Origin of the sequence: Pseudomonas sp. SO81, from assembly GCF_030374125.1 — a bacterium.
GTDB lineage: Bacteria > Pseudomonadota > Gammaproteobacteria > Pseudomonadales > Pseudomonadaceae > Aquipseudomonas.
Genome location: NZ_CP126126.1, coordinates 4,534,900 through 4,560,197 on the forward strand (window position 1 = coordinate 4,534,900; position 25,298 = coordinate 4,560,197).

Sequence of the window (25,298 nt, forward strand, 5' to 3'; positions counted from 1 at the left end):
CCAAACAATTAAGTTCGCCAGACAAGGATGGTCCCGCATATCGGCACGGGCCTTGCCTTGCCAAGCGGACAACGGAGAGTAGTCATGACCGACATCCTGATTCTGACCCACGTCGATTATTGTGCTCCGGGCCACCTCGCCACCGTTCTGGACGAGCAGGGCCTCGACTTCACGGTGCTGCGCACCGACCTCGACGAGCTCGACGGCTATGACCTGGATCGCCCCCGCGCGGTGGCGGTGATGGGCGGGCCGATGAGCGTCAACGACGACCTGCCCTGGATCGGGGCGGAGATCGCCGCGCTGCAGCACTTCATTCGCCGCGACATCCCCATCATCGGCCACTGCCTGGGCGGCCAGCTGATCGCCAAGGCGCTGGGCGCTGCCGTGCACCGCATGCCCTACACCGAGGTGGGCTGGCAGCCGCTGGTGCGGCGCGACAGCGGCAGCCCCTGGCTGGCGCACCTGCCCAAGGAATTCCCCGTCTATCAGTGGCACAGCGATACCTTCGAACTGCCGTCCGGCGCCGAATGGTTGCTGTCCAGCCCCTGGTGCCCGAACCAGGCCTTCGCCTGGGGCGACAAGGTGCTGGCCCTGCAGGGTCATCCGGAAGTCACCGAGGGCCTGGTGCGCTGGTGGCTGCAGGACTGGGCGCACCTGCTCGACGAGACCCAGGCCAGCCAGCAGGGCAAGCGGCAGATGCTCGCCGACCTGCCGGCGCGCATCGCGTCGCTGAACAAGGTGGCCGAGGGCTTCTATCAGCACTGGCTGCGCCTGGCCTTCGGCGAGCCGGTGGCCCAGGCGGTCTGAGGCGGCATAAAAAAGGCCGCCTCGTGGGCGGCCAGGGAGCCAGTCGGCTAGGGGAGGCCGACCGAAGAGCAATGGGCAAGCTCGCCTGGCCTCGTGAGCCGAGCGAGCCGGGCTTGCGCCCGACGCTGCGCAGTCTGCCCGCGCGCCTGCGGCCACGGAAATCGAGTCTGCCTATACCGCTCATAGAATGCTGCCATGCCGTGGGGCGCGGCTCGCCAGGGAGCGTACAAAGCGCCCCATGCTGGTGCGGTGCGCTTCGCTTCAATATTCAACTGATTGAAATCGTTGGATAAATTTCTGTGGCACGGCCCTTGCGATGACTCTCCTGTCCGGGTGACAAGGAGTACGGCATGGCCCGCACTTTCTACGATGAGATGTACGACGCGAGCGGCGCAGTCCGCCCGCACTATCGGGAGTTTGCCCGCTGGTTGGCGGATACCCCCGAGGAGCTCCTGGCTCAGCGCCGCCGCGAGGCCGACCTGCTGTTCCACCGCGCCGGTATCACCTTCACCCTCTACGGGGACGAGCAGGGCACCGAGCGCCTGATCCCCTTCGACACCGTTCCCCGCAGCATCCCCGCCAGCGAGTGGCGCATCGTCGAGTCCGGCTGCGTCCAGCGGGTCAAGGCGCTGAACATGTTCCTCGCCGATATCTACCACGAGCAGCGCATCCTCAAGACCGGCATCATCCCGGCCGAGCAGGTACTGGCCAACGAGGGCTACCAGCTGGCGATGCAGGGCCTCGACCTGCACCGCGACATCTACGCCCACATCGCCGGGGTCGACATGGTGCGCGACGGCGACGGCACCTACTACGTGCTGGAAGACAACCTGCGTACGCCGAGCGGCGTCAGCTACATGCTCGAAGACCGCAAGATGATGATGCGCCTGTTCCCCGAGCTGTTCTCCATGCAGCGCGTGGCGCCCATCGACCACTACCCGAGCCTGCTGCTGGATACGCTGAAGAGCTCCAGCCCGATCGACAGCCCCAGCGTGGTGGTACTCACCCCGGGCCGCTTCAACAGCGCCTACTTCGAGCACGCCTTCCTGGCCCGCGAGATGGGCGTGGAGCTGGTGGAAGGCGCCGACCTGTTCGTGCGTGACGACCGGGTGTTCATGCGCACCACCTCCGGCCCGCAGCCGGTGGATGTGATCTACCGCCGCCTGGACGACGCCTTCCTCGACCCGCTGGCCTTCAACCCGGACTCCATGCTCGGCGTGCCCGGCCTGCTGGCCGCCTACCGCAGCGGCAACCTGGTGCTGGCCAACGCGGTCGGCACCGGGGTGGCGGACGACAAGTCGATCTACCCCTATGTCGGCGAGATGATCCGCTTCTACCTGGACGAGGAGCCGATCCTCAAGAACGTGCCCACCTGGCAGTGCCGCAAGCCCGAGGAACTGTCCCACGTGCTGGCCAACCTGCCCGAGCTGGTGGTCAAGGAAACCCAGGGCTCCGGCGGCTACGGCATGCTGGTCGGCCCGGCCGCGACAAAGGCCGAGATCGAGGCCTTCCGCGAGCGCCTGAAAGCGCGGCCGGAGGCCTATATCGCCCAGCCCACCCTGAGCCTGTCGACCTGCCCGACCTTCGTCGAGAGCGGTATCGCCCCGCGCCATATCGACCTGCGCCCGTTCGTGCTGTCCGGCCGCGAGACCCGCCTGGTGCCAGGCGGCCTGACCCGCGTGGCGCTGCGCGAGGGTTCGCTGGTGGTCAACTCGTCCCAGGGCGGCGGCACCAAGGACACCTGGGTGGTGGAGGACTGAGCATGCTGAGTAGAACTGCCTCCGACCTCTACTGGATGTCGCGCTACCTGGAGCGCGCCGAGAACCTCGCGCGCATGCTCGACGTCAGCTATTCGCTGTCGCTGATGCCGCAGGACGGCCGTGGCGACGGCCTCGACGAACTGGCCCTGCCGCTGCTGATCACCGGCACCCTGGATGACTACCTGAGCCGCCACGGGCAGATGCACGCCGAGCGCATGCTGCACTTCTTCGCCCTGGATGCGGAGAACCCGGCGAGCATCTACTGCTGCCTGCAGGGCGCTCGGGCCAACGCCCACGCCGTGCGCGGGCGGATCACCGCCGACATGTGGGAGAACATCAACGCCACCTGGCTGGAGATACGCGGCATCGCCGCCGAGGGCCTGGGGCGCTACGGCATCAGCCGCTTCTGCGAGTGGGTCAAGGAGCGCTCGCACCTGTTCCGTGGCGCCACCTTCGGCACCATCATGCGCGGCGAGGCCTACCGCTTCATCCGCCTGGGCACCTTCATCGAGCGCGCCGACAACACCCTGCGCCTGCTCGATGCGCGCTACGAGATGCTCGGCGAGGCCGCCGACGAGGTCAGCGACACCTCGGCCCGTGGCTACTACGAATGGAGCGCGCTGCTCCGGGCGCTATCGTCGTTCGAGGCCTTCACCGAGATTTACCGCGGCTCGCCGCGCACCCACAAGATCGCCGAACTGCTGCTGTTGCGCCCCGAGGTGCCGCGTTCGCTGCGCGCCTGCATGGAGGAGCTCAACCTGATGCTCGCCGGCCTGCCCGGCGACAACGGCCGCTCGGCCCAGCGCATGGCCGCCGAGCTGGACGCGCGCCTGCGCTACACCAGCATCGACGAGGTCCTCGACGAGGGCCTGCACACCTGGCTCACCGATTTCATCCTGCTCGTCCGTCAGTTGGGCAGCTCCATCCACACGTCCTATCTGGAGGTCGTATGAGACTCTCGATCCGCCACGACACCACCTACAACTACGACGACCAGGTGCGCGCGAGCATCCAGTACCTGCGCCTGACCCCGCAGGAGAGCGCGCGCCAGCGGGTGATCAGCTGGCAGCTCGACCTGCCGCGCCCGGTGCGCGCCCAGCGCGATCCCTACGGCAACATCCTGCATGTGCTGACCCTGGACGAGCCGCACGAGGCGCTGGTGATCGGCGCCCGTGGCCAGGTGGAGATCGACGAACACTGCGAGTCCGAGCGCGACAGCCGCTCGGCACTGCCGTACCTGCGCAGCACGCGCTTGACCCAGGCCGACGACGCCCTGCGCGAGTTCGCCCGGGCCAGCAGCGCCGGGCGCAACGACCGCGACGGGCTGGTCGACCTGATGCACGGCCTGCATGCGCAGATGCCCTACACACCTGGCGCCACCCAGGTGGACAGCACGGCGGCCGAGGCCTTCGCTGGGCGTGCCGGAGTCTGTCAGGACCATACCCATGCCTTCCTGGCCTGTGCTCGCAGCCTGGGGGTGCCGTCGCGCTATGTGTCGGGCTACCTGTACACCGAGGACAGCGGGCATCTGGCCAGCCATGCCTGGGCCGAGGCCTGGCTGGGCGATGCCTGGTACAGCTTCGATGTGACCAACGAGCTGGCGCGGCCGGAGCGGCATCTGAAGCTGGCGGTGGGGCTGGATTATCTGGACGCCTGTCCGGTGCGGGGGATGCGCCGGGGTGGTGGTGGCGAGCAGATGCATGCGCGGGTGAATGTGGCGGCGCTGATGCAGACGCAGCAACAACAGCAGTGAGACGTGGCGCGCGGAGCGCGTTCGTCTCTTAACCCCTCCCCCCTGGAAGAGCGGGTGGGGCTCGAGCTCCGCTCGCCTTCGAGCCGCTGTTCGACGCATCCCTGCGTGCTGCTTAGTCCAGCACCACCGCATTGCCTGCCAGCGGGTCGATATCGCCGGCGATCAATGCCTCGGCCAGCCGCTGCGCGGCTTGCAGGCCGACATGCTGGTCCACCCGCATCCATGGCTTCTGCGCGTCGCCCACACGGCGGATAAAGGCGAGCTGCGCCTCGTTGAACTTGCGGGTGACCTCGGCCGCGCCCCAGTCGGCGTTGCGTTTCTTGATCTGGTAGGGCGCGAAGTAGGGCTGCGGCTGCGGGCCGGGCAACTGCAGGTCGGCGCCGCCGATATGCTCGTGGCTCTGCGCCGAGCCGGCATAGCAGTCGTGCACCAGGGTGCCGGCGAAATGCCGGTGGATGCGTGCACGCAGCTCGCGGTTGCCGGAGAAGTCCACGTACAGGGTCGGCCGGCTCGGGTCCAGGCTCTCCAGCTGGCCGTAGTCCAGCGCGCTCTGGTAGCAGCCGAGCTGCTCGACGAACCCGGTGTTGCCCGCCGAGGTCAGGCCGACCAGCGCCACGCGCGGGTTGTCCTGCAGGCAGAAGGCGGTGCCGTAGGCGGTCTTGCTCGATGCGCTGGAGATCACCACCTGGCGCGCGCCGAAGAAGTCGTTGTCCTCGAGGAAGTCCGCCAGCATGAACGAGGTGATGAACAGCGGACGCAGCAGCATCTGGTAGTTCTCGTCGGCGGCGCGGTAGGCGGCGTCGGTGCTGGTGCGCTGGTACTGGTTGTACGCCGAGGTCAGCTCCAGGCGGTGGGCGGCGCCGTCGTAGAAACCGCGCTCGCTGACCCGCACCGGTTGCATGACCACATGGCTGGCGATCGGCCAGAAGCCATAGAAGCGCTCACCTTTGGCCAGCCCCTCGGCGGTGGACTCGACCACCTCGGCAAAGCCCCAGGCCGGCATGTGGAACCATTCGCTGTCGCCGGTCGGGTAGAAGTCCCAGTAGCGCAGGTGCGGGGTCTCGCCGAAGGCTGCGTAGGTGATGTTGTTGGTGGTCAGCGCCAGCCGGCTGATGCGCAGCAGGGCCTCGCCCTCCTTGAGCGCCGGCAGCTCGCGGGTGTGAATGCGGGTCTGTTGCAGGTCGGCCTTGTTGTTCTGCAGCTGGCTGATCAGGGTCATCTGGGCACCTCGGGCTCGTGAGTCGACGGGGAAATGACTGTAGCCTGTGCTTCCCAGCCCCGGGTTCGGATTCCATGACCAGCAAACCACCCGCCCAGCAACAACGCGCCAAGCCGCTCAAGCGACCGACCCAGGCGCGCGCCAAGGTCACCGTGCAGGCGATTTTCGACACCTATGTTCGGATTTGGCAACGCGATGGCTGGCAGCGCCTGACCACCCGCGCCATTGCCCTGGAGGCGGGCGTGGCGGTGGGCACGCTGTATGACTATTTCCCCAGCAAGCACGCGCTGCACTCGGGCTATGTGCGGCATTGCATCGAGGCGCTGCTGGAGCGCATCGAGGCGCAGGCAGTGCAGCCAGCGGGGCTGAGCTGGCGCGAGCGTCTCGGCCGCCTGGTGCAGCTGCTGGCTGGCCTGGATGGCGAGCTGCCCTGGTTCCACCCGGACATGCTGGAGCTGGAATCCCAGGTGGCGGAGCGCAAGCACCAGCGGCGTGCCTATGAGGATCTGCTCGGCGCCTGGCAGCGGGTGATGCAGGCCTCGGTCGACCTGCCAGTGCGGCCGTCTGTGGGGACGCTGGAGGCGTTGCATCTGGCCGTCTGGGGTGGGCGGCGCTATGCGATGTTGGTGCAGTTGGAGCCGGAGAGGATGGTGGCGTGGGCGGGGGAGATGGAGCGCTTCTGTGCGCTGGCCATTACCTCGGGAGCCGAGGGTGCAGGGTAGGGTGGGCAGCCGTGAGGCGTTGCCCGCTTGCTGATCCGCTGCCTGCTGGTTCTAAAGCGCTGGGCTATGCCGGGTTGATCACTCGGCTTCGCGCCGGGTCATGGCCGTCAGGCTTTGCGTCCATGGCAGTGCGGAGCGACACCATTTCTGCTGGCGTGGGACCAGTGCCTGGCGCTCTTCGAGGCAGCCGACGCGCAGGCCGTAGATCTTGGGCTGGTCTGCGTCATAGGTGTAAAGCGGCGAGCCGCAATTCGGGCAGAACGCCTGGGCGCGCCTCGATCCGGCATCGCCGATTTTCACGTAGATGGACGGCTCTCCGCTGACCAGCTGAAACGAGCCTTCGACCGCCGGCACCGAGACGCGGTAGGCCGAGCCGGTGAGCTTCTGGCAGTCGGTGCAATGGCAGATGGTGGTGCGCTCGGGGTCGACCAGGGCTTGGTACTGAACGCCACCGCAGTGGCAGCTTCCATGAACGTGCATGGGTGGGTCTCCAACTCTTGGCGGGCTTAGCTCTCGGGAGTTGCTGACTCCGGAGCGGTTTCGGCAGCGAGCTTCAATCGATCGGCTTTGCTGATGTACTTGTTTTTGCTCTTGGGAGCGAGCTTGGCGCTGGCCTTTTTGGCGTGGGCCTTTAGCAGTTGGTTGATTTTTTTACGGCGATTCATGGTTCAGCTCGGCTTGTAGATGTTTGGACATCGTTGGCTTGGAGTATGTGGCAGATCGAGGCGTTGCCCTTTTTCGTGTTGATTGAAGCGTTGGTTCCGCCCTGCTGGGCGGGTCCCTTTTGGCAGTCGCCCCAAAAGGAACCAAAAGGTCTTGCCCCGCCATCCGGCCCTACGCTTCGCTCCGGGTTCGTTCCCTCCATCGCCGCTCCAGGGGCCCGGCGCGAAGGGCCATCCCTGGCCCATCGGGCCTCTCGCGGCATCCATGCCGCTCAACCCCTTACACGACGATTCCGCTCACCCACCTGAAGGGGCGTTTGGAGTTGCCTGATAGTTTTTCGTGGGTGGCGTTTTGCTAGATATCAGGCGGTGAATACCGGCCGGAAGAACGAGCGCTCGTAGCTGATGATGCATTGGGTATCTGCGGCATATTTGAACGCGGCAATGCACTCCGGATCTGCAGCCGACTTGATTCGATACTGCTCATACTCGGCCAGGCTGGGAAAGGTGAACATGGCGAGGCCGATGTTGTTGGCCCCTTCCGATGGCAGGAAATAGCCATGGTGTTGGCCGCCGAATTTCTCCACCAGCGGTATCCAGAGCTTTCCGTAGTGCTCGAATTTTTTGAGTTTCTGCGGGTCGAGGATGTATTTGAGGTAGCAGGTGACCACTTAAATCTCCTTGTTTGTATGGCTGGGCTGATGCCGTGAGTCGGCGATGTTACTAGTTTCGTGCCGTTGCTCGTTTTCGTGTTTGTTGGAGCATTTGTTCCGCCCTGCTGGGCGGGTCCCTTTTGGCAGTCGCCCCAAAAGGAACCAAAAGGTCTTGCCCCGTCATCCGGCCCTGCGCTTCGCTCCGGGTTCGTTCCCTCCATCGCTGCTCCAGGGGCCCGGCGCGAAGGGCCATCCCTGGCCCATCGCGCCTCTCGCGGCATCCATGCCGCTCAACCCCTTCCACGACGATTCCGCTCACCCTTCTGAAGGGGCGTTTGGCGCTGCCTGACAGTTTGTGAGTGCTCTCCTAATGGTGATGGATACCTCGCCCTTACAGAGCCTGCGAAACGATTAAAAATCTGCCCAGCAACTCGGAGCCCGAGTCCCCGTCAGGAGGCCGAGTGGAGGTGTTGCGTAGGGGGACGAGCCGCATGGATGCGGCGAGAGGCTTAAAGGGCCAGGGACGGCCCTTGTAAGCCGGCCCCCGGAGCGGCACCGGAGGGAGGGAAGTTTCGCGTAGCGAAACCCGGATGCCGGGGTGCCCTTCTCTTTGGTTACTTTCTCTTGGGCAAACAAGAGAAAGTGACTCGCCGTAAGGGCGAAAAGAGGAGCTTCAAATCCATTCGGGTTTTCGTGCTGCGGGATGCTCAAATTTATATGTACGGTAATTTTTAGAGAGAATGTTTCCAGTTAGAGACCATTCGGTTTGCTCCGGATTGTTGGCTGCGAATATCCAGATCTCGGAAACAATGTCCTTGGGAGGGTTCAATTTGCTTATATCTATGTTGCAGCTTCTGTTTAGATGGTATGCGATTATTAGATCTTTAGAGTTTTTATACTTTTGGAGTTTTTCTAGTTCGCTTTGTAAGCTGCTATTGGGATTTAGTCGTTCAGGGACTAATTCCTTTAACTGCAGCGGGGCGAAAAGCTGCTTTCCCTCATGCTCGAATGTGCAGATGGCGTCGAAGTCTGCTTCCTCCTTCAACGCGAATCTGACTTTTTTCTGAATGACGGCGGACATGCCATGGGAAAACAGAGCCGCTTGTCTCATCTCCAAGGCTTGGCGAAGCGCTCGTGTTCGGAGGTTTCTAACTTTTTCTGGCAACTCGGCTAGAGGGAGGCTCTCTTGAATCCAGCGAAGGTTCGCCAAAATCTTTTCCGGATCATGCGGGGATATTTTTAGATTCATCAGGATATGTGTCGCTAGATTGTTCGTTATGAATTATTAATTAGTAGATTTACGCGCCGCCATATGCCCCAAATACCCAATCAACTCCCCCAACTCCTTATCACTCAAAACCTCCTCACTAAACCCCGGCATCCGCCCCTGCGGCCACTTCCGTAGGCTCTGCGGATCACGAATGTACTGCCGTAAAAAATCCCCCGAGAAATACTCCGTCGGGTTATGCGGAATATTCAGGTCCGGCCCGAAGTGCGAATCCCCCGCGCCATTCAGGCGGTGGCAGGCCAGACAGTTCTTCTGGAACACCGCAAAGCCCGCCTGTACTTCGGCGCTGGCGTCGGCCGCCGGCAGCAGGGCGGGGAAGCGTTGGGCGACTGGGCTGAGCAGGCGGATGTGGGAGACCTGGAAGGGCCATTGCTCCGGGCCGATCTGCGCGGCTTCCGGGTGTTGCCACACCAGATAGAAGGGCCCGGCGCTGGGTTTGCCGGTGGCCAGGGCCGGCCAGGGCTGGGCCGGGTCTTCCACCGCCAGCCAGGCGCGGGCGCCCTGGTTGCTGAGTAGCGGGGCGGCCGGGAGCTCGGCGGCGAAGCCGTCCAGGGCCACGGCTTGCAGGTGGTCGCCGGGCTGCACACCGTCGAGCAGGATGGCCAGCGGCACGGCGCGATAGGTCATGTCGCGCTTGTAGGCCACATCGGCCGGAATCTCGATCTTCTGCGCCTGCGGGTGGTTCAGCAGCTGTTCGGTGCTCCAGCTGCGGTTGCCGCCGGCAAGCTCCAGCTTGAGCTCGGCGGCCCAGGCGGCGGGCGCCAGCAGGGCGGCGAGCAGGGGCAGGTGGGCGAGGTGTTTGAGCGGGTTGCGCATATCAGTCCTTGAGTGCGGGTTGCAGTTGTTCGTAGCCGCCGGCGTTGATCACCTGGGTGTAGCCCAGTGCCTGCAGGTTGTCCTGGGCGATGCCGGAGCGGCGGCCGCTGCGGCAGTAGAGAACGATGGGGGCGTTCTTGTCCGGCGCCACGGCGGCGATGCGCTGGGCGATCTGTTCGTGGGGGATCAGGTGGGCGCCGGGCAGGGCGCCGCTGGCGAACTCTTCTTCAGTGCGCACGTCGATCAGCACCGCATCGCTGCGTTGCAGGGCTTTCAGGGCGGCGGGCTGGTTGATTTCGCCGGCCTGGGCGGCGAGCGGAAGGCACAGGCACAGGCTGAGCAGCAGGGTACGCATGGCGATGGCCTCGGGCATGGACGGAATTCCACGCTAGCACAGCGGCGTCTGCGGCAGAGAGTAGGAAGGGTGGATTGCAGGAGGGGGTTGTTCCGCGGCCCGAGCGCTACGGCATCGGGCCACGGCGGGGAAAGAACGATCAGCCGACCAGACGAGTCACGTTGGGCAGGATCAGGATAACGGTGGTGGCAAGGACGATGAGGCTCGCCTGCCGGTACTTGGCTTGTTTGAACATGATGCTACTGCCTTTGTTCTTGTTGGTATTTCGGCCGGTGGCCTGCAGTTGCGTCGCAGGACGAGGCCAGAATAGCCGTGGCTCGGACAAAAAAGCCGCCCCGGCAAAACCCGGCGGCGGCACCTTGCACCGTTAATCCTAGGGGCCTCGTCACTTCCAGCTTAGACAACTTCGCTTCTACAAAGGCATCGGCAGAATCGCGTAGTTATTGGCTCGGGGCTTTCCATGAGGCCGCACACCTTGAGCCAGACACGCCGCGGCCTGCAGCGAAACGCAGTAGCAAAAAGGGACCGCTCGTCTGGGCCCAACGGTCAATAGGCCTGAGCGAATCGGTCATTGAGTCCACGGGGCAGGGATTTAAGGTAAGGCCACCCGGCATCCGCCGCTGCCATGTTCCGAGGACGTCATGACCGAAGCATATATTTTCGACGCCGTGCGCACGCCGCGCGGCAAGGGCAAGAAGGACGGCGCGCTGCACAGCGTCAAGCCAGTCAATCTGGTGGCCGGCCTGCTGCGTGCGCTGCAGGAGCGCAACAGCCTGGATACCCGCCAGGTCGACGATATCGTGCTCGGCTGCGTGACGCCGGTGGGCGACCAGGGCGCCGACATCGCCAAGACCGCGCCGATGGTGGCGGACTGGGACGTCAGCGTCTCCGGCGTACAGCTCAACCGTTTCTGCGCCTCTGGCCTGGAAGCGGTGAACATGGGCGCGATGAAGGTGCGCTCGGGCTTCGAGGACCTGGTGGTGGTCGGCGGCGTGGAGTCCATGTCGCGCGTGCCGATGGGCTCCGATGGCGGCGCCTGGGTGATGGACCCGGAAACCAACATCCACACCAACTTCGTGCCGCAGGGCATCGGCGCCGACCTGATCGCCACCCTGGAAGGCTTCAACCGCAGCGACGTGGACGCCTTCGCCCTGCGCTCGCAGCAAAAGGCCGCACGCGCCAGCGCTGATGGCTCGTTCAACAAATCGCTGATTCCGGTGACCGACCAGAACGGCATCGTCATCCTCGACCACGACGAATTTATCCGCGGCGACAGCACGCTCGAGGGCCTGGGCAAGCTCAAGCCGAGCTTCGAGATGATGGGCCAGATGGGCTTCGACTCCACCGCCCTGCGCGTGTACAGCCACGTCGAGCGCATCGAGCACGTGCATACCCCGGGCAACAGCTCGGGCATCGTCGACGGTGCGGCGCTGATGCTGATCGGCAGCCCGGCCAAGGGCAAGGAGCTGGGCTTGAAGCCGCGTGCGCGCATCGTCGCCACCGCCGTGACCAGTACCGACCCGACCATCATGCTCACCGGCCCGGCGCCGGCCACCCGCAAGGCGCTGGCCAAGGCCGGACTCTCGGTGGAGGACATCGACCTGTTCGAGGTCAACGAGGCTTTTGCGTCCGTCGTCATGAAGTTTATGAAGGACATGGGCGTGAGCGAGGACAAGGTCAACGTCAACGGCGGCTCCATCGCCATGGGCCACCCGCTGGGCGCCACCGGCTGCGCCATCCTCGGCACCCTGCTCGACGAGCTGGAGAAGCGCGAGCTGCGCTACGGCCTGGCCACGCTGTGTGTCGGCGGCGGCATGGGCATCGCGACGATTATTGAAAGAGTTTGAGGCGGAGATAAGAAAAATGACTGACGCCATCCGTTACGAAAAGGGCCAGGACAATATCGTCGTCCTGACCATCGACATGCCCGGCCAGAGCGCCAACACCATGAACGCGGTGTACCGCGAGGCCATGGGCGCCACCGTGGCGCGCCTGGAAGCCGAGAAGGACTCCATCGCCGGGGTGATCGTCACCTCGGCGAAGAAGACCTTCTTCGCCGGCGGCGACCTCAACGAGCTGATCAAGGTCACCAAGGCCGACGCCAAGCCGTTCTACGACATGATCCTCAACATCAAGGGCCAGCTGCGTCGCCTGGAGATCCTGGGCAAGCCCGTGGTGGCTGCGATCAACGGCGCCGCCCTGGGCGGCGGCTGGGAGATCTGCCTGGCCTGTCACCACCGCATCGCCCTGGATAATTCGAACGTGCAGCTGGGCCTGCCGGAAGTGACCCTCGGCCTGCTGCCGGGCGGTGGCGGCGTGGTGCGCATGGTGCGCCTGCTCGGCCTGGAGAAGGCGCTGCCGTACCTGGCCGAAGGCAAGAAGGTGCGCCCGGACGCCGCGCTCAAGGCCGGGCTGATCCACGACATCGCCGCCACTCCGGAGGAGATGCTGGCCAAGGCGCGCGCCTGGATCGCCGCCAATCCGAGCGCCAAGCAGCCGTGGGACGTGCAGGGCTACAAGATTCCCGGCGGCACGCCGAGCTCGCCGAACGTCGCGCAGATGCTGGCCATCGCGCCGAGCGTGCTGCGTGACAAGACCAAGGGCTGCTTCCCGGCGCCGGAGAAGATCATGTGCGCCGCCGTGGAGGGCGCCCAGGTCGACTTCGACACCGCGCAGATCATCGAGGCGCGCTATTTCACCGAGCTGACCACCGGCCAGGTGGCGAAGAACATGATCGGCACCTTCTGGTTCCAGCTCAACGAGATCAACGCCGGCAGCTCGCGCCCGCAGGGCATCCCGCAATACGTGACGAAGAAGGTCGGTGTGCTCGGCGCCGGTATGATGGGCGCCGGCATCGCCTATGTGTCGGCGGCTGCCGGCATCGAGGTGGTGCTGAAAGACGTGTCCATCGAAGCGGCGGAGAAGGGCAAGGCTTACTCGGCCAAGCTGCTCGACAAGAAGGTCAGCAAGGGCCACATGACGGCTGAGAAGCGCGACGCCTTCCTCGCCCGCATCAAGCCGACCGTCAGCGAGGCGGACTTCGCCGGTTGCGATCTGATCATCGAGGCGGTGTTCGAGGATCGCGGCCTCAAGGCCAAGGTCACTGCGGCTGCCGAAAGCGCGGCGCTGAGCGATGCGGTCATCGCCTCCAACACCTCGACCCTGCCGATCACCGGCCTGGCGACTGCAGTTCAGCGTCCGGACAAATTTATCGGCCTGCACTTCTTCAGCCCGGTCGACAAGATGCCGCTGGTGGAGATCATCCGCGGCGAGAAGACCAGCGACGAGACCCTGGCCTGTGGCTTCGACTACGTGCTACAGATCAAGAAGACCCCGATCGTGGTCGAGGACAGCCGCGGCTTCTTCACCTCGCGGGTGTTCGGCACCTTCACCAACGAAGGCATCGCCATGCTCGGCGAAGGCGTGAGCGCGGCGATGATCGAGAACGAGGCGCGCAAGGCCGGCATGCCGGTGGGCCCGCTGGCGATCAGCGATGAGGTGTCGATGAGCCTGATGGAGCACATCCGCCAGCAGACCGTTGCCGACCTGGCCGCCGAGGGCAAGCAGATCCCGCAGCACCCGGCGTTCAACGTCATCGAGCTGATGCTCAAGGAGTACAAGCGTCCGGGCAAGGCGGCCGGCGGTGGTTTCTACGACTACCCCGCGGCGGGCGCTCCCGAGGGCGGCAAGAAGCGCCTGTGGCCGGAGCTCAAGGCCCGCTTCGAGAAAGCTGACGCGCAGATTTCCCAGGAAGACGTGCGTGACCGCATTCTGTTTATCCAGGCCATCGAGACCGTGCGTTGCGTGGAGGAGGGCGTGCTGAAGTCTGTCGCGGACGCCAATATCGGCTCGATCTTCGGCATCGGCTTCGCCGCCTGGACCGGTGGGGCGCTGCAGTTCATCAACCAGTACGGGGTGAAGGACTTCGTCGCCCGCGCCCAGTACCTGGCCGAGCAGTACGGCGAGCGCTTCCTGCCGCCGGCCCTGCTGCTGGAGAAGGCGGCCAAGGGCGAGGGCTTCTGATCGCGCCTCGCTACAAACAGAACCGGCCCTCGTGGCCGGTTTTGCTTTCCAGAGCCTTTCTGGCAGTCTCTTCCCCCAGCGCTATCGGGGAGTGCAGAGGCGCGTGACGACCAATCCGACAATCGTATCGATGCTGCTGGCGGCGACTCTGCTTTTGGCCTTGGGGCCTGCCAGTGCGGCCGAGCCCCTCAATATCTATATCGGCCAGGGGCAGATGCCCTTCGCCGATGACAAAGCGGATAACCGTGGCCTGTTCGGCGACCTGATGGACGAGCTGTGCAAGCGCCTGCAGCGCGAGTGCCGCTACCACAGCGTGCCGTGGAAGCGCGTGCAACTGGCGGTGGCCGGCGACCCGCACGGCATCGTGCTCAACCTGGGGCGCACGGCCGAGCGCGAGAAGGGCTTCGTCTGGCTGCTCGACGTGGTCTCCACGTCCTATGTGCTGGCCAGCCCGAAGCAGCGTTTCGACAGCCTGGGCGATGCCCTGGCCGCCGGCCCGTTGGTGGTGATGGGCGGTACGCCACGGGCGCTGGAAGCGCTGGCGCTGAAGCGCGAAGGGCAGAAGGTGGTGGAAGTGACGGACCCGGAGCAGGCGGCGCGCATGCTGCAGGGCGGCCGGGTGCTGGCCTGGTACGAGATCGACCTGCGCGTGCACTATCTATGGCGGCGCCTGGGCTACGCGCCCGACCAGCTACAGGCCGGTCGCTCGGTGGGCTCGGCGCACAGTTTCATTGCCGGCAGCCCGGTGCTGGAAGGTGCCGCGGAGCTGGGCGCGCAGATGCAGCAGGCCTTCGTGGCCATGCACGGCGACGACAGCTGGCGGCGCATCCTCGCCCGGCACCTGGGCGACTACCTGGCCGTGCGCCTGAGCGCGCCCTGATCGGTCGCGGGCGTTCATCGTCCCGCGAACGAATGCTCAGGCGGCCTGGCACCAGCCGTTCTGCATGCACACCACGCTGTGGATGGCCATCTTCTCGCTCTGCCGAGTCGGCATGCGCAGGGTCAGCAGGCTGCCGTCTTCCATGTGCACGGCGGCTTCGGACTCGAAGTGCAGGCCGGAGTCGCTCAGGCTGACGTAGGTGACGCCGTAGCTGTTGCTGCTGGCGAAGGCTTCGGTGATGGACATGGCTGATCCTCCGAGAGTGGTTGCCGCCAGTGGTTTACTGGCGGGGACGGGCCTGTTGCGGTTGTTGGGGAGTGGCCGGCACGCTATGGAAGGCGGAGGCGGCGATCAGGCTGGCGATGGCGGCGAAGCTGCTCATGGTGTTACTCCTCTGGCTGGGATGGGGGTGAACCCGGTGGCTGCATAGTTGCCGAGCCGCTCCATCGACAGAAGTGAAGGCTGAGCATGGTAGGTATCGATGGCGGTAATGGTTGCCGGACATCGCCTCAACGGCGCTGCGGGCCGCGCCGCTGTTGCGTCCGGTGCCGCTTCGAGGCACGCTAGCGACCTCTCCTGCAACCCTTGCTGTCTCAGGTAATCCGCTCCATGTCATTGCGTATCTGCATTCTGGAAACCGATGTACTCCGCCCCGAACTGATCGACCAATACCAGGGCTATGGCCGCATGTTCGAGCGCCTGTTCGCCCAGCAGCCGCTGGCGGCCAGCTTCGAGGTGTTCAATGTGGTACAGGGCGACTACCCGGCCGACACGGAGCGCTATGACGCCTACCTGGTGACCGGCAGCAAGGCGGACTCCTTCGGCAGCGACCCGTGGATCCAGACGCTCAAGACCTATCTGCTCAAGCGCTACGAGGCCGGCGACAAGCTGCTCGGCATCTGCTTCGGCCATCAGTTGCTGGCGCTGCTGCTGGGCGGGCGTGCCGAGCGCGCGACCCAGGGCTGGGGCGTGGGCATCCATCACTACGAGATCAAGCAGCAGCCCCAGTGGATGAGCCCGGCGCTGGAGCAGTTCACCCTGCTGATCAGCCATCAGGACCAGGTCACCGCGCTGCCGGAGAAGGCCACGCTGCTGGCTTCCAGCGAGTTCTGCCCGGTGGCCGCGTACTGCATCGAGGACCAGGTGCTGTGCTTCCAGGGCCACCCGGAATTCATCCACGACTACTCGCGCACGCTGCTCGACATCCGCCAGAAGTGCATCGGCGAGCCGGTCTACAGCAAGGCTGTGGAGAGCCTGGTGCATGACCACCAGGGCGCAACCGTGGCCGAGTGGATGATGCGCTTCGTCGCCCAGGGCAAGGGCGCCTAAGCATCCTGATGGTGCGCACCGGCATCGCCCGGTCGCGCCTTCAGCCATCAACTACCCCGACTTTATCGATTGCCGCGTGCGGCCGCGTTCTTCAGCGTGCGGCGGACATGCCACGGCGGACAGGATCATGTACAGCGAGATCAGCAGCGAGCCCCCGGTGCTGCACGTCACGGCGCGGCCGTGGAGCAGCGAGCGTTACCAGCAGGGCATGCAGCACCTGCTGCATGTGGTCCAGGAACTGTCGCTGGCGCGTGATCTGGCCACCGTGCAGGAGATCGTCCGCCACGCCGCGCGCCGACTCACCGGCTGCGATGGCGCGACCTTCGTGCTGCGCGACGGCCCGTTCTGCCACTACGCCGACGAAGACGCGGTCGGCCCGCTGTGGAAGGGCAAGCGCTTTCCCCTGGAGACCTGCATCAGCGGCTGGGCCATGCTCAACCGCCAGCAGGCAGTGATCCCGGATATCTACGTCGACCCGCGCATTCCCCACGACGCCTATCGGCCGACCTTCGTAAAGAGCCTGGTGATGGTGCCGATCCGCACCCGCGAGCCGGTCGGCGCCATCGGCAACTACTGGGCCGAGCATCACCATCCCTGTGCCGAGGAGGTGCAGTTGCTGCAGGCCCTGGCCGACTCCACCTCGATCGCCATCGAGAACGTGCAGCTCTACCGCAGCCTCGAACAGCGCGTCGAGGAGCGTACCCGCGAGCTGCAGGAGGCCTACGACCGCATCCACAGCCTGTCGATGACCGACGAGCTCACCGGCCTGTGCAACCGCCGCGGCTTCTATCTGCTGGCCGAGCAGACCCTGCTGCACGCGGCCCGCTACGGCGGTGGCTGCACGGTGATGTTCATGGACCTGGACGGGCTCAAGCAGATCAACGACCGCCTCGGCCATGAGGCCGGCGACGCGATGATCCGCCAGGCCGCCGAGATTCTCCGGCGCACCCTGCGCGAGGCCGATGTGGCGGCGCGCATGGGCGGCGACGAGTTCTGCGTGGTGGCGCTGGGGAATGCCGGCAAATCCCTGCAGCAGCGTCTGCAGCAGGCCATCGCTGCCTTCAACGGCAGCGCCGCGCAGCCCTTCGCCCTGTCCGCCAGCCTCGGCTGCGCCGAGCTGGAGGAGTGCGCCGAGGCCTCGCTGGACAGCCTGCTGGCCCTGGCCGACGAGCGCATGTACGAGGATAAGCGCAGGCGTCGCGCCGGCCGCGCCGACCGCTAGAGCCAGCCCATCCGTTTGAAGTTGGCGAACAGAGCCACGCAGCCCAGGCCGATGACGCCGAGCACGCCGAAGTAGCCGTAGTGCCAGGTCAGCTCCGGCATGTTCTGGAAGTTCATCCCGTAGATGCCGGCCACCGCCGTGGGGAAGGCCAGGATCGCTGCCCAGGCGGCGAACTTGCGCTGGGTCAGGCTCTGCCGCGAGGACTCCAGCAGCAGGCCGATCTCGATGGCGTGGTCGGCCATCTCGCGCAGTCCGGTGAGGTCTTCCAGCAGGCGATTGACGTGAATCGTGATGTCGCGAAAGTACGGGCGCATGTGCTTGTCGATGAAGGGGAAGTCGAGCTGCTGCAGCTCCTGGCAGATCTCCGAAAGCGGCGCTACCTGGCGGCGCAGGCGCAGCAGATCGCGGCGCAGGCCGTGGATGCGCTCCACGTCGCCCTGGGTCAGCGGGCGGTCCAGCACGGTCTGCTCGATGTCTTCCAGCTCGGTGTGGACGCAGTCCAGTAGCGGCCGGTAGTTCTCGATCACGAAGCTGAGCAGGGCATACAGCACGAAGTCTTCGCCGTGCTCCAGCAGCAGCGGCCGCGCCTCGCAGCGCTGGCGCACGGTGGAGTAGGGCGCGGAGTCGCCATAGCGGGCGCTGATCACGTAGCCGTTACCGGCAAAGATCTGGGTCTCGACGAACTCCAGGCGCTCGCCCTGGCGGATCGGCGAGTAGAGCACCATGAACAGGGCGTCGCCGAAGGTTTCCAGCTTGGGGCGGGTGTGCTGGGCAATGGCGTCTTCCATCGCCAACTCGTGCAGGTTGAACTGCTGCTGCAGGGTGTGCAGCTCGCTGTCGGGGTCGCGCAGGCCGATCCAGACGAAATGGTCGGGCTTGGTAGCCCATTGGCAGCCCTCGTTCAGGGCGATATCGGCGACTTTCCTGCCTTTGTGGTAAGCGACGGCGGCAACGACCTGACCCATGGACTGTCCTCTGCGTGGCGATGCCGCAGCTTAACCCATGGGCGGCGGGCGGTCAGGCCTTGGCCAGTTGCTGGTCGAGCTGCTCGATGCACTCGCGCATCAGCTGCTGGCAGCGCTCCATCAGCTGCGGCAGGTCGTCCAGGGTCAGGCCCAAGGTGGGAATGGCCGGCAGCGAATTGATCAGCACCTTGCCGCTGCTCCAGCTGTTCAGCTTGAGGCGCCCGGCGTAGCTGCTGACGCACACGGGGATGATCGGCACGCCAGCGGCGATGGCCATCTGGAACGCGCCCTTCTTGAACGGCAGCAGGCCCTTGCCCAGGTTGCGCGTGCCTTCCGGGAACACCCAGATGGAGGTGTCGCGGTTCTGCAGGGTCTCGGTGGTCTGCAGCATGGCCTGCTTGGCCTTGCGGCCGTTGCCACGGTCGATCAGCACGTTGCCGGCCAGCCAGTACAGCTGGCCGAAGAACGGCACCCACTTCAGGCTCTTCTTGCCGATGCTCACGGTGCGCGGCGGCACTACGCGGCCAAGCACGTAGAGGTCGTAGTTGGACTGGTGGTTGGCGACGATCACGCAGGGCCGGTCATGGCCGAACAGGCTGCTGACCTCGGTCTTCACCCGCAGGCGCAGCATGCACAGGGCCGGCAGGGAATACAGGCGCGCGCACAGGCGGCTGTTGTCAGGGTTGAACGGGCGGCACAGGCCAAGGATCAGGCCAAGGGTTCCGGCAATGATGAAGTGCAACCCCATCAACAACATGCGCGCGAGGAAAAGCATCGGTAAGCCTTCAGGCAGACAAAAAGGCGCGCAGTGTACGGGTGTGCACTTCTTTCGGCAATTGACGCCGATCAGAGGTTATTACCGGGCGTTTCCACGGCGTTGCCGACTTTTCACCCAAAAGCAGAAGCCCGGCACTGGGCCGGGCTTCTCGGGTAAGCAGGGTTATCAGCCCAGGTGCTGCTGGTCCAGCTCGATGGCCTTGTCCAGGGTCTCCAGCAGGGCCTTGCGCACTTTCAGCTTGGTGTTCTTGTGCGCGGTCATGTTGATCTTCTTCAGCTGCTGGGCAGCGGTCAGGGCGGCAGCCTGCAGTTGCTCGGCCGGTACCACCTTGTCGAGGAAGCCGGCATCCACGGCGCCCGCCGGGTCGAAGATCTCGCCATTGATCACCGAACGGTGGAAGGCGGACTTGCGCAGGCGGTCACGGGCCAGTTCGATGCCGGCGTGGTGCATGGTCATGCCGATCTGCACTTCATTCAGGCCGATGTTGAACGGGCCTTCCACGCCGATGCGGTAGTCAGCCGACAGCAGGATGAAGGCACCCTTGGCGATGGCGTGGCCCGGGCAGGCGACGACGATCGGGTAGGGGTGGCTGAGCATGCGGCGGGCCAGGGTGGAGCCGGCGGTGACCAGGGCCACGGCGTTCTGCGGGCCGGAAGTCATCACCTTGAGGTCGTAACCGCCAGAGAGAATGCCCGGCTGGCCGGTGATGATCACCACGGCGCGATCCTGCACGGCCTGGCCCAGGGCGGCATTGAAGGCGGCGATCACGTCCGGGGAGATGGCGTTCACCTTGCCGTTGTTGAGGGTCAGGGTGGCGATGCCGTCTTCGAGTTGGTAGCTGATCAGGTCGCTCATGGCGGAAGTCCTAGTCCAGGGTTGCGGAAAGTGGCGCTGACGTTACCCAGCGCGAGGCCATGGGTAAAGCGCTTTGGCTGACCGGAGGGTCATCCGCCCGTCGCTGCCGGGCTATCGTCGCCATCGGCAGGCTCAATTGGCTGCTATACCGAGCAGTGACTTAGGTTAGCCGCGAACCTGAGGAGTGCCCTTCATGCGTCTGCCCCACATCGTCCTGCGTCTCGGCCCGCTGTTGCTGTTGATAGGCCTGACCCTGTTCGCCACCAGCCCCGCCAGCCACAGCCCGGCCGGAGTGCTGCAGCTGTTCCTGTTCAGCCTGTTCATATCCCTCGGCTTCCTTCTATACGGAGGCCAGCGCTTCGACGGCGACGGGGAAACCGGCAGCTCTGCATAAGCACATGAATCGCCTGAAAAAAATTTTGCATTCGAAAGGACGTTCGGCTACATTAGCGCGCCTCGACGGACCAGACTGGTTCGCCGAGATCCGGTGAAGTGTCCGAGCGGTTGAAGGAGCACGCCTGGAAAGTGTGTATACGGGAAACCGTATCGTGGGTTCGAATCCCACCTTCACCGCCAGACCCTGAAGAGCCCTGAGAGCGAAAGTTCTCGGGGCTTTTTGCTTTCTGGGTTGTGGTTTTTCAGAGCCTGGCGAGCCGCCTGCGAATGGTTAGCCGACTCGGGCTGCTTACCTCAAGCCCGCTTTGGCTCTTCAAAAGGCAGGGTTTCGCGCAGTAGGCGCAGCTCAGCGGCGTCCTGGTTCAGGCGGTGGATGACCTTGAACAGTTGCTGCTTGAGCAGTTCGTCGCTCATGCGCTCGGCGGCGCGCATTACGGTCAGGGCGGCGTCCTCGTTGTGGGAGGCGATGACATCGATGGTCTTGCGGGTTGTACGGGCCGTGCGGGACAAGATGGTTCACCTTTCACTGAGGAGCCTGAAAGCTAGACCATCGATATTTCCCTTTTGTTTCGGTAACTTGCGATCAGATGAATTCGCTGTGAATTGCATCGCCAGCGCCGCGCTATGACAGCCTCAACGGCTCGACAGAAAGGTCACCAGTTGCCGTGCGTGGGATGACAGCGACTCCCAGTCCCGGATGCAGATGCGCAGCTCCCGCGTGGCCCAGGCGTCTTCGAGCGCGACGATACGCACTGGCAGTTCCTGGACGAAGCGCACGGCGGCCGCCTCGGGCAGCAGGGCGATGCCGACGCGCTGGGCCACCAGTTGCGCGATGGCGTCGAAGCTCGGGGCGCGTACCCGCGCTTTCAGCGGCATGGCGTACTTGGTCGCCATCTCCTCGATGAAGCGTTGCATGGCTCGCTCGGCGGGCAGGCAGACGAAGGCGAAGCCGAGCGCATTGCGCAGCTGTGTCACCTGGTGGTCGGCCAGCGCATGGTCGCGGGGCACCAGCATGACCAGCTTGTCGTCACGGAAGGGCAGGGAGAGCAGCCCGCCGGTAGACAGGTTGCCGTCGTACACGCCGATCTCGCTCTCGCCTGACTGCACGGCGCGCAGTACCTCGCTGCTCTTCTGCTCCACCAGTTGCAGGTCCACTTCCGGGTAGTCGGCGAGGAAGGGGCCGAGGGTGGCGGGCAGGAAGGTACTGTTCGCCACCGTGGTGGCCGACAGGCGCAGGGCGATGCGCCGTTCGCCGGAGAGCTCCTTGAGCGTTTCCTTGAGTTTCTCCGCTTCGCTGAGCACGCTGCGCGCACCCTCCAGGATCAGCCGGCCTGCTGGGGTGAGGCGCATGCCGTCGGCCTTGCGGGTGAACAGAGTCAGGCCGCAGCGTTGCTCGAACAGGCGCAGGCGGGTGCTCGCCGCGGACACGGCGACCGGCACTGCGGCGGCGGCCTTGCTCAGGCTGCCGGTGGCGGCGATGCCTGCCAGCAGGCGCAGGTCGGCCAGATCGAAATGCACAGGCTTTCTCCTTTATAGAAAGCTTCGTTCGTTAAAAAGCGATTCTAGCGAAGTGGCGTTATCTTCAGAATAAGGCCTTGCCCAGCTGCCTGGATTGCCATGAACACCTTGTATTCCCTCTATCGGCGCGGCCAGAACGATGGTCGCCTGTTCGCGGTGCTGTCCGCGGCCGGTTTCAGCCTCAAGGCCATCTTCGTCAAGCTCGCCTATGCGGCGGGACCGGTGGATGCCATCACCCTACTGACGCTGCGCATGGGCCTGGCGCTGCCGCTGTTTCTCTGGCTGGTGTGGCTGAGCCGCGGCGCCGCGAGCGCCCGGCTGGGTGGCGTGGACGTGCTGCGCATCCTGCTGCTCGGCATGCTCGGCTATTACCTGTCGAGCCTGTTCGACTTCTATGGGCTGGAATACATCAGCGCCGGCCTCGAACGGCTGATCCTGTTCTCCTACCCGACCCTGGTGCTGCTGCTCCAGGCCGCCGCCACGCGCCAGCGGCCCAGCCGGCAGATGCTGCTGGCCATGGGCATCTGTTACTGCGGATTGGCGGTGGCCTTCTTCCACGATGTGAGCGCCATGGGTGGCGGCGAGCAGGTGATGCTCGGCGCGGCCTGGGTGTTTGCCAGTGCCGTGACCTATGCCCTGTATTACTTCGGCACCGGCGTCATGGTGCAGCGTCTCGGCTCCCTGCGCCTGGCCGGGCTAGCCGGCGGCGCCTCGGCACTGATGGTGCTGGCGCACTATGCGGTGACCGGCGATACGGCGCAGCTGGCGGACCTGCCTGGGGATATCTGGCTGTATGCGGCGCTGATGGCGGTGCTGTCCACCGCCTTGCCGATCTACTGGATGGCCCTGGCCGTGCAGCGCATGGGCGCGGCTCACACGGCGGCCATCGGCAACCTGGGGCCGGTGCTCACGATCTTCGCCTCATGGCTGCTGCTGAGCGAGTCGGTATCGCTGTATCAGGTGGTGGGGCTGGCACTGGTGCTGTTCGGTGTGACGCGGCTGAAACCGGCTCGCCAAGCCGAGGTGAAGTCGGCTGACGATCGGTCTGCCGCTGCGGTGAAATAGAGCGAACTCATAGCCGCCTGCGCTCCTCTCAGTCTTATTGGCAATTGAGAGGAGAGACGAGATGGGATTGCTGACACTGTGGGGCAGGCGTGATTCGCCGAACGATGCACGCGGCCTGCCGGGCTATCCGGGGCGGGAGAGCAGCTTGAGCGAGAGCGAGGTGCAGCGCGAGCTGGGCTTCGACCCCGACTCGCCGGACCTGGGCGATCCGCAGATCGACCCGCCATGGCCGGCGCGCATTCCGGAGTGCAACGGCGCAGCGGTCAAGCGCGCGCCAGGTGAGCAGTATCCGCCCTATGGCGGATAGCCGCTCGGCCCTTGCTCGGGCGGCAATCGGCCCCGCGCAGGCTGTTATTTCAGGCGCTGCAACAGCGCCTGACCGACCTGTAGGGCGGACGCCGGGTTCTGCCCGGTGATCAGCTCGCGGTCGATCACCATGTTGGCGGCCCAGGGCGAACTGTTGCTGCTGTAGCTGCCGCCGGCCTGCTGCAGGGCCGTCTGCGGATAGAACTTCATCTCACCACCCTTGAGCGCCTGCTTGGCCTGCTCCTCTTCCTGATTGCTGATCACGGTCATCCTGTAGCCCGCATAGATCCAGTCCTGGCCCGCCTTGGCCGCGTTGTCGCGTTCCAGAGCCTGTACGTAACGCTGCGCATCCGGCAGGGCGGAGAGCAGGGCGATGGGGCCGTGGCAGACCAGCGCGGTGGTCTTGCCCTCGGCATGGAAGGCGCGCAGCAGCTTGCCCAGTTGCGGGCTGTGCAGCAGGTCCTGCATCGGCGCATGGCCACCGGGCACGTACAAGGCGTCGAAGTGCTGGTAGCCGATCTGCTCGACGCGGGCCAGGCTGATCACCGGCGAGCTATTGGCGTCGGTCAGCTTCAGCTTGCCCAGCAGCGCCTTGTGCTCCACTAGGCTGGCGGCGTCGCCGCCGAAGTACTGGGCCGCGTCCGAGGTCACGTCCATGGTCGGCGCCAGGCCGCTGGGGGTGGCGAAGGTCAGGCTGTGGCCGGCGTCCAGCAGCAGCTTGGTCGGCTGCATCAGTTCGTTGAGGTAGAAGCCGGTCGGGTAGACCTTGCCGTCCTTGAGGTCCAGGTGGTTAGCATCGGACAGCACGACCAGCACATTGGCCGCCTGGGCGCCGAGGCTGGCTGCCAGCAGGCCGCTGGCGAGGATGGTCTTGGCGAAGGTACGCATAATTCTGCTCCGTTGAGCGCTGGGGTGAGCGCACTGTATTGCTGCCAGGTGGGGCGATAAACTCGCTGCCAGGGAAATGATCTGTTCTCTGGAGGCAAGAATGGCGCGGCGCTTCGATCACCTCGGCGATGTCGAGGCCTACCTCTGTGTGGTCGAGAAGGGCACCCTGAGTGCCGCCGCCGTGGCGCTCGGCACCACGCCTTCGGTAATCAGCCGGGCCATCGCCCGTCTCGAGCAACGCCTGGGTACCCAGCTGCTGCGCCGCACCACCCGGCGCCTGAGCCTGACCGAGGACGGCCGGCTCTATCTGGAACAGACCCGCGCCGCCTTCGCGCTGATCGACGATGCTGAGCGGCGCATCCAGGGCGATGCCCATCAGGTCAGCGGCCTGGTGCGCCTGAGCGCGCCGACCACCTATGGCCACTTCCGCCTGCCGGCGCTGCTGGCCGGTTTCGCCCGGCAATACCCGCAGGTGCAGGTGGAGCTGAGCATCGCCAACCGCAATGTCGACCTGGTGGCCGAGGGCTACGACCTGGCGATTCGCCTCGGCCGCCTGCCGGACAGCGGGCTGGTCGGGCGCAAGCTGGAGGATGCGCGGCTGTGCCTGGTGGCGGCGCCAGAGTACCTGGCACGGGCGGGCACGCCCGCGAATCTCGACGAACTGGCGCAGCACGCCTGTCTGCCGTTCGTCATGCCCAGCAGCGGCAAGGTGGCGCCCTGGCTGTTCCTCGACCAAGGCCGCGAGCTGGACTGGCAGCCCAAGGGCAAGGTGCTGGTCACCGACGATGTGCTGGGCACCGTGTCGCTGGCCGAGGCCGGGCTGGGCCTCTGCCAGTCGTACGAGTTCATCCTGCGCGACAAGCTCGACCAGGGCCGCCTGGTCCGTCTGCTACCGCAGCTGGAGGGGCGCAGCCGGCCGTTCTCGATCATCTATCCGCCGCACCGCCAGCTGTCGCCGGCCTCGCGGGTGCTGATCGATTTTCTGGTGCGCGAGGCGCATGACGTAACATCCGCGGCAGCAAACTGAGTGGAGCGGTT

29 protein-coding genes and 1 tRNA gene are annotated in these 25,298 nt (G+C 65.2%); 15 read left to right on the forward strand and 15 right to left on the reverse strand.

Annotation, left to right across the window (positions count from 1 at the left end):
• The first annotated feature begins 84 nt into the window (after positions 1-84).
• The 4 genes from OH686_RS21670 to OH686_RS21685 all read left to right on the forward strand — a co-directional run bounded on the left by OH686_RS21670 (position 85) and on the right by OH686_RS21685 (position 4,320).
• A complete protein-coding gene (locus OH686_RS21670) occupies positions 85-807 on the forward strand; it encodes a type 1 glutamine amidotransferase (RefSeq protein ID WP_137971842.1) in 723 nt (240 codons plus the stop codon).
• A gap of 350 nt (positions 808-1,157) precedes the next feature.
• The gene (locus OH686_RS21675; RefSeq protein WP_289535156.1) at positions 1,158-2,567 is read left to right on the forward strand and encodes a circularly permuted type 2 ATP-grasp protein; all 1,410 of its coding nucleotides are present in this window, start codon (positions 1,158-1,160) and stop codon (positions 2,565-2,567) included.
• A 2-nt stretch (positions 2,568-2,569) separates the two neighbouring features.
• On the forward strand, positions 2,570-3,520 hold the full coding sequence (locus tag OH686_RS21680) for an alpha-E domain-containing protein (RefSeq protein WP_289535158.1): 951 nt from the start codon (positions 2,570-2,572) through the stop codon (positions 3,518-3,520).
• The gene (locus tag OH686_RS21685; RefSeq protein ID WP_289535159.1) at positions 3,517-4,320 is read left to right on the forward strand and encodes a transglutaminase family protein; all 804 of its coding nucleotides are present in this window, start codon (positions 3,517-3,519) and stop codon (positions 4,318-4,320) included. The genes OH686_RS21680 and OH686_RS21685 overlap by 4 nt, the downstream gene beginning before the upstream one ends.
• A gap of 112 nt (positions 4,321-4,432) precedes the next feature.
• On the opposite strand, the gene OH686_RS21690 is transcribed toward OH686_RS21685, so the two are convergent.
• On the reverse strand, positions 4,433-5,539 hold the full coding sequence (locus OH686_RS21690) for a DUF2855 family protein (protein ID WP_289535161.1): 1,107 nt from the start codon (positions 5,537-5,539) through the stop codon (positions 4,433-4,435).
• Between the two features lie 74 nt (positions 5,540-5,613).
• Between OH686_RS21690 and OH686_RS21695 the strand changes: the two genes are divergently transcribed.
• Positions 5,614-6,261 carry a TetR/AcrR family transcriptional regulator gene (locus OH686_RS21695; RefSeq protein ID WP_289535162.1) on the forward strand — a complete coding sequence of 216 codons (648 nt, stop codon included), beginning with the start codon at positions 5,614-5,616 and terminating at the stop codon, positions 6,259-6,261.
• A gap of 78 nt (positions 6,262-6,339) precedes the next feature.
• Here the strand turns inward: OH686_RS21695 and OH686_RS21700 are convergent, their stop codons facing one another.
• From OH686_RS21700 to OH686_RS21725, 6 genes are all read right to left on the reverse strand, one after another.
• The gene (locus OH686_RS21700) at positions 6,340-6,741 is read right to left on the reverse strand and encodes a GFA family protein (protein ID WP_289535164.1); all 402 of its coding nucleotides are present in this window, start codon (positions 6,739-6,741) and stop codon (positions 6,340-6,342) included.
• 26 nt (positions 6,742-6,767) lie between these two features.
• Complete coding sequence (locus OH686_RS21705; protein ID WP_192400358.1) at positions 6,768-6,926, reverse strand: DUF2986 domain-containing protein; 159 nt, start codon at positions 6,924-6,926, stop codon at positions 6,768-6,770.
• Between the two features lie 359 nt (positions 6,927-7,285).
• The gene (locus OH686_RS21710; RefSeq protein WP_289535167.1) at positions 7,286-7,594 is read right to left on the reverse strand and encodes an NIPSNAP family protein; all 309 of its coding nucleotides are present in this window, start codon (positions 7,592-7,594) and stop codon (positions 7,286-7,288) included.
• A gap of 655 nt (positions 7,595-8,249) precedes the next feature.
• Positions 8,250-8,825, reverse strand: a complete 576-nt coding sequence (locus OH686_RS21715) for a hypothetical protein (RefSeq protein WP_289535168.1) — start codon at positions 8,823-8,825, stop codon at positions 8,250-8,252.
• 36 nt (positions 8,826-8,861) lie between these two features.
• On the reverse strand, positions 8,862-9,680 hold the full coding sequence (locus OH686_RS21720; RefSeq protein ID WP_289535170.1) for a c-type cytochrome: 819 nt from the start codon (positions 9,678-9,680) through the stop codon (positions 8,862-8,864).
• 1 nt (position 9,681) lies between these two features.
• Positions 9,682-10,035, reverse strand: a complete 354-nt coding sequence (locus OH686_RS21725) for a rhodanese-like domain-containing protein (RefSeq protein ID WP_289539114.1) — start codon at positions 10,033-10,035, stop codon at positions 9,682-9,684.
• A gap of 641 nt (positions 10,036-10,676) precedes the next feature.
• Between OH686_RS21725 and OH686_RS21730 the strand changes: the two genes are divergently transcribed.
• The 3 genes from OH686_RS21730 (at position 10,677) to OH686_RS21740 (ending at position 14,938) form a co-directional block, all read left to right on the forward strand.
• On the forward strand, positions 10,677-11,882 hold the full coding sequence (locus OH686_RS21730; protein ID WP_289535171.1) for an acetyl-CoA C-acetyltransferase: 1,206 nt from the start codon (positions 10,677-10,679) through the stop codon (positions 11,880-11,882).
• A gap of 16 nt (positions 11,883-11,898) precedes the next feature.
• Complete coding sequence (locus tag OH686_RS21735; protein ID WP_289535172.1) at positions 11,899-14,058, forward strand: 3-hydroxyacyl-CoA dehydrogenase NAD-binding domain-containing protein; 2,160 nt, start codon at positions 11,899-11,901, stop codon at positions 14,056-14,058.
• Positions 14,059-14,161: 103 nt separating this feature from the next.
• Positions 14,162-14,938, forward strand: coding sequence for a substrate-binding periplasmic protein (locus OH686_RS21740; protein WP_289535173.1), 777 nt, complete (start codon positions 14,162-14,164; stop codon positions 14,936-14,938).
• A gap of 36 nt (positions 14,939-14,974) precedes the next feature.
• Here the strand turns inward: OH686_RS21740 and ptrC are convergent, their stop codons facing one another.
• Both ptrC and OH686_RS21750 read right to left on the reverse strand, forming a co-directional pair.
• Complete coding sequence (gene ptrC, locus OH686_RS21745; protein WP_289535174.1) at positions 14,975-15,184, reverse strand: type III secretion system co-regulatory protein PtrC; 210 nt, start codon at positions 15,182-15,184, stop codon at positions 14,975-14,977.
• Between the two features lie 34 nt (positions 15,185-15,218).
• Positions 15,219-15,320: a PA2485 family small membrane protein gene (locus tag OH686_RS21750; RefSeq protein WP_289535175.1), complete on the reverse strand. Its 102-nt coding sequence runs from the start codon at positions 15,318-15,320 to the stop codon at positions 15,219-15,221.
• Between the two features lie 227 nt (positions 15,321-15,547).
• On the opposite strand from OH686_RS21750, the gene OH686_RS21755 reads away from it, so the two are divergent.
• Both OH686_RS21755 and OH686_RS21760 read left to right on the forward strand, forming a co-directional pair.
• On the forward strand, positions 15,548-16,267 hold the full coding sequence (locus tag OH686_RS21755) for an amidotransferase (RefSeq protein ID WP_137971906.1): 720 nt from the start codon (positions 15,548-15,550) through the stop codon (positions 16,265-16,267).
• 127 nt (positions 16,268-16,394) lie between these two features.
• Entirely contained in the window at positions 16,395-17,489 is a 1,095-nt protein-coding gene (locus tag OH686_RS21760) for a sensor domain-containing diguanylate cyclase (protein WP_289535176.1), read from the forward strand.
• On the opposite strand, the gene OH686_RS21765 is transcribed toward OH686_RS21760, so the two are convergent.
• From OH686_RS21765 to OH686_RS21775, 3 genes are all read right to left on the reverse strand, one after another.
• Entirely contained in the window at positions 17,486-18,454 is a 969-nt protein-coding gene (locus tag OH686_RS21765) for a magnesium and cobalt transport protein CorA (protein ID WP_137971908.1), read from the reverse strand. The two genes, OH686_RS21760 and OH686_RS21765, sit on opposite strands and share 4 nt — an antisense overlap.
• A gap of 52 nt (positions 18,455-18,506) precedes the next feature.
• Positions 18,507-19,229 carry a 1-acylglycerol-3-phosphate O-acyltransferase gene (locus OH686_RS21770; protein ID WP_137971909.1) on the reverse strand — a complete coding sequence of 241 codons (723 nt, stop codon included), beginning with the start codon at positions 19,227-19,229 and terminating at the stop codon, positions 18,507-18,509.
• Positions 19,230-19,397: 168 nt separating this feature from the next.
• Positions 19,398-20,087 (reverse strand): crotonase/enoyl-CoA hydratase family protein, encoded by a 690-nt coding sequence (locus OH686_RS21775; protein ID WP_289535177.1) that lies wholly within the window; start codon positions 20,085-20,087, stop codon positions 19,398-19,400.
• Positions 20,088-20,280: 193 nt separating this feature from the next.
• Here OH686_RS21775 and OH686_RS21780 point away from each other — a divergent pair, with 193 nt between their 5' ends.
• Together OH686_RS21780 and OH686_RS21785 are read left to right on the forward strand one after the other, a co-directional pair.
• The gene (locus OH686_RS21780; RefSeq protein WP_289535178.1) at positions 20,281-20,481 is read left to right on the forward strand and encodes a hypothetical protein; all 201 of its coding nucleotides are present in this window, start codon (positions 20,281-20,283) and stop codon (positions 20,479-20,481) included.
• Between the two features lie 92 nt (positions 20,482-20,573).
• Positions 20,574-20,663 (forward strand) — tRNA-Ser (locus tag OH686_RS21785).
• A 114-nt stretch (positions 20,664-20,777) separates the two neighbouring features.
• Here the strand turns inward: OH686_RS21785 and OH686_RS21790 are convergent.
• Both OH686_RS21790 and OH686_RS21795 read right to left on the reverse strand, forming a co-directional pair.
• Complete coding sequence (locus tag OH686_RS21790) at positions 20,778-20,993, reverse strand: hypothetical protein (RefSeq protein WP_289535179.1); 216 nt, start codon at positions 20,991-20,993, stop codon at positions 20,778-20,780.
• 123 nt (positions 20,994-21,116) lie between these two features.
• Positions 21,117-22,001, reverse strand: a complete 885-nt coding sequence (locus OH686_RS21795) for a LysR family transcriptional regulator (protein WP_289535180.1) — start codon at positions 21,999-22,001, stop codon at positions 21,117-21,119.
• Positions 22,002-22,100: 99 nt separating this feature from the next.
• Between OH686_RS21795 and OH686_RS21800 the strand changes: the two genes are divergently transcribed.
• On the forward strand, positions 22,101-23,066 hold the full coding sequence (locus tag OH686_RS21800) for a DMT family transporter (RefSeq protein WP_289535181.1): 966 nt from the start codon (positions 22,101-22,103) through the stop codon (positions 23,064-23,066).
• 61 nt (positions 23,067-23,127) lie between these two features.
• Positions 23,128-23,373, forward strand: coding sequence for a DUF6021 family protein (locus OH686_RS21805; RefSeq protein ID WP_256662119.1), 246 nt, complete (start codon positions 23,128-23,130; stop codon positions 23,371-23,373).
• A gap of 44 nt (positions 23,374-23,417) precedes the next feature.
• On the opposite strand, the gene OH686_RS21810 is transcribed toward OH686_RS21805, so the two are convergent.
• Complete coding sequence (locus OH686_RS21810; protein WP_289535183.1) at positions 23,418-24,260, reverse strand: type 1 glutamine amidotransferase domain-containing protein; 843 nt, start codon at positions 24,258-24,260, stop codon at positions 23,418-23,420.
• 100 nt (positions 24,261-24,360) lie between these two features.
• Between OH686_RS21810 and OH686_RS21815 the strand changes: the two genes are divergently transcribed.
• Positions 24,361-25,287, forward strand: a complete 927-nt coding sequence (locus tag OH686_RS21815) for a LysR family transcriptional regulator (RefSeq protein ID WP_289535185.1) — start codon at positions 24,361-24,363, stop codon at positions 25,285-25,287.
• Positions 25,288-25,298 lie beyond the last annotated feature (11 nt).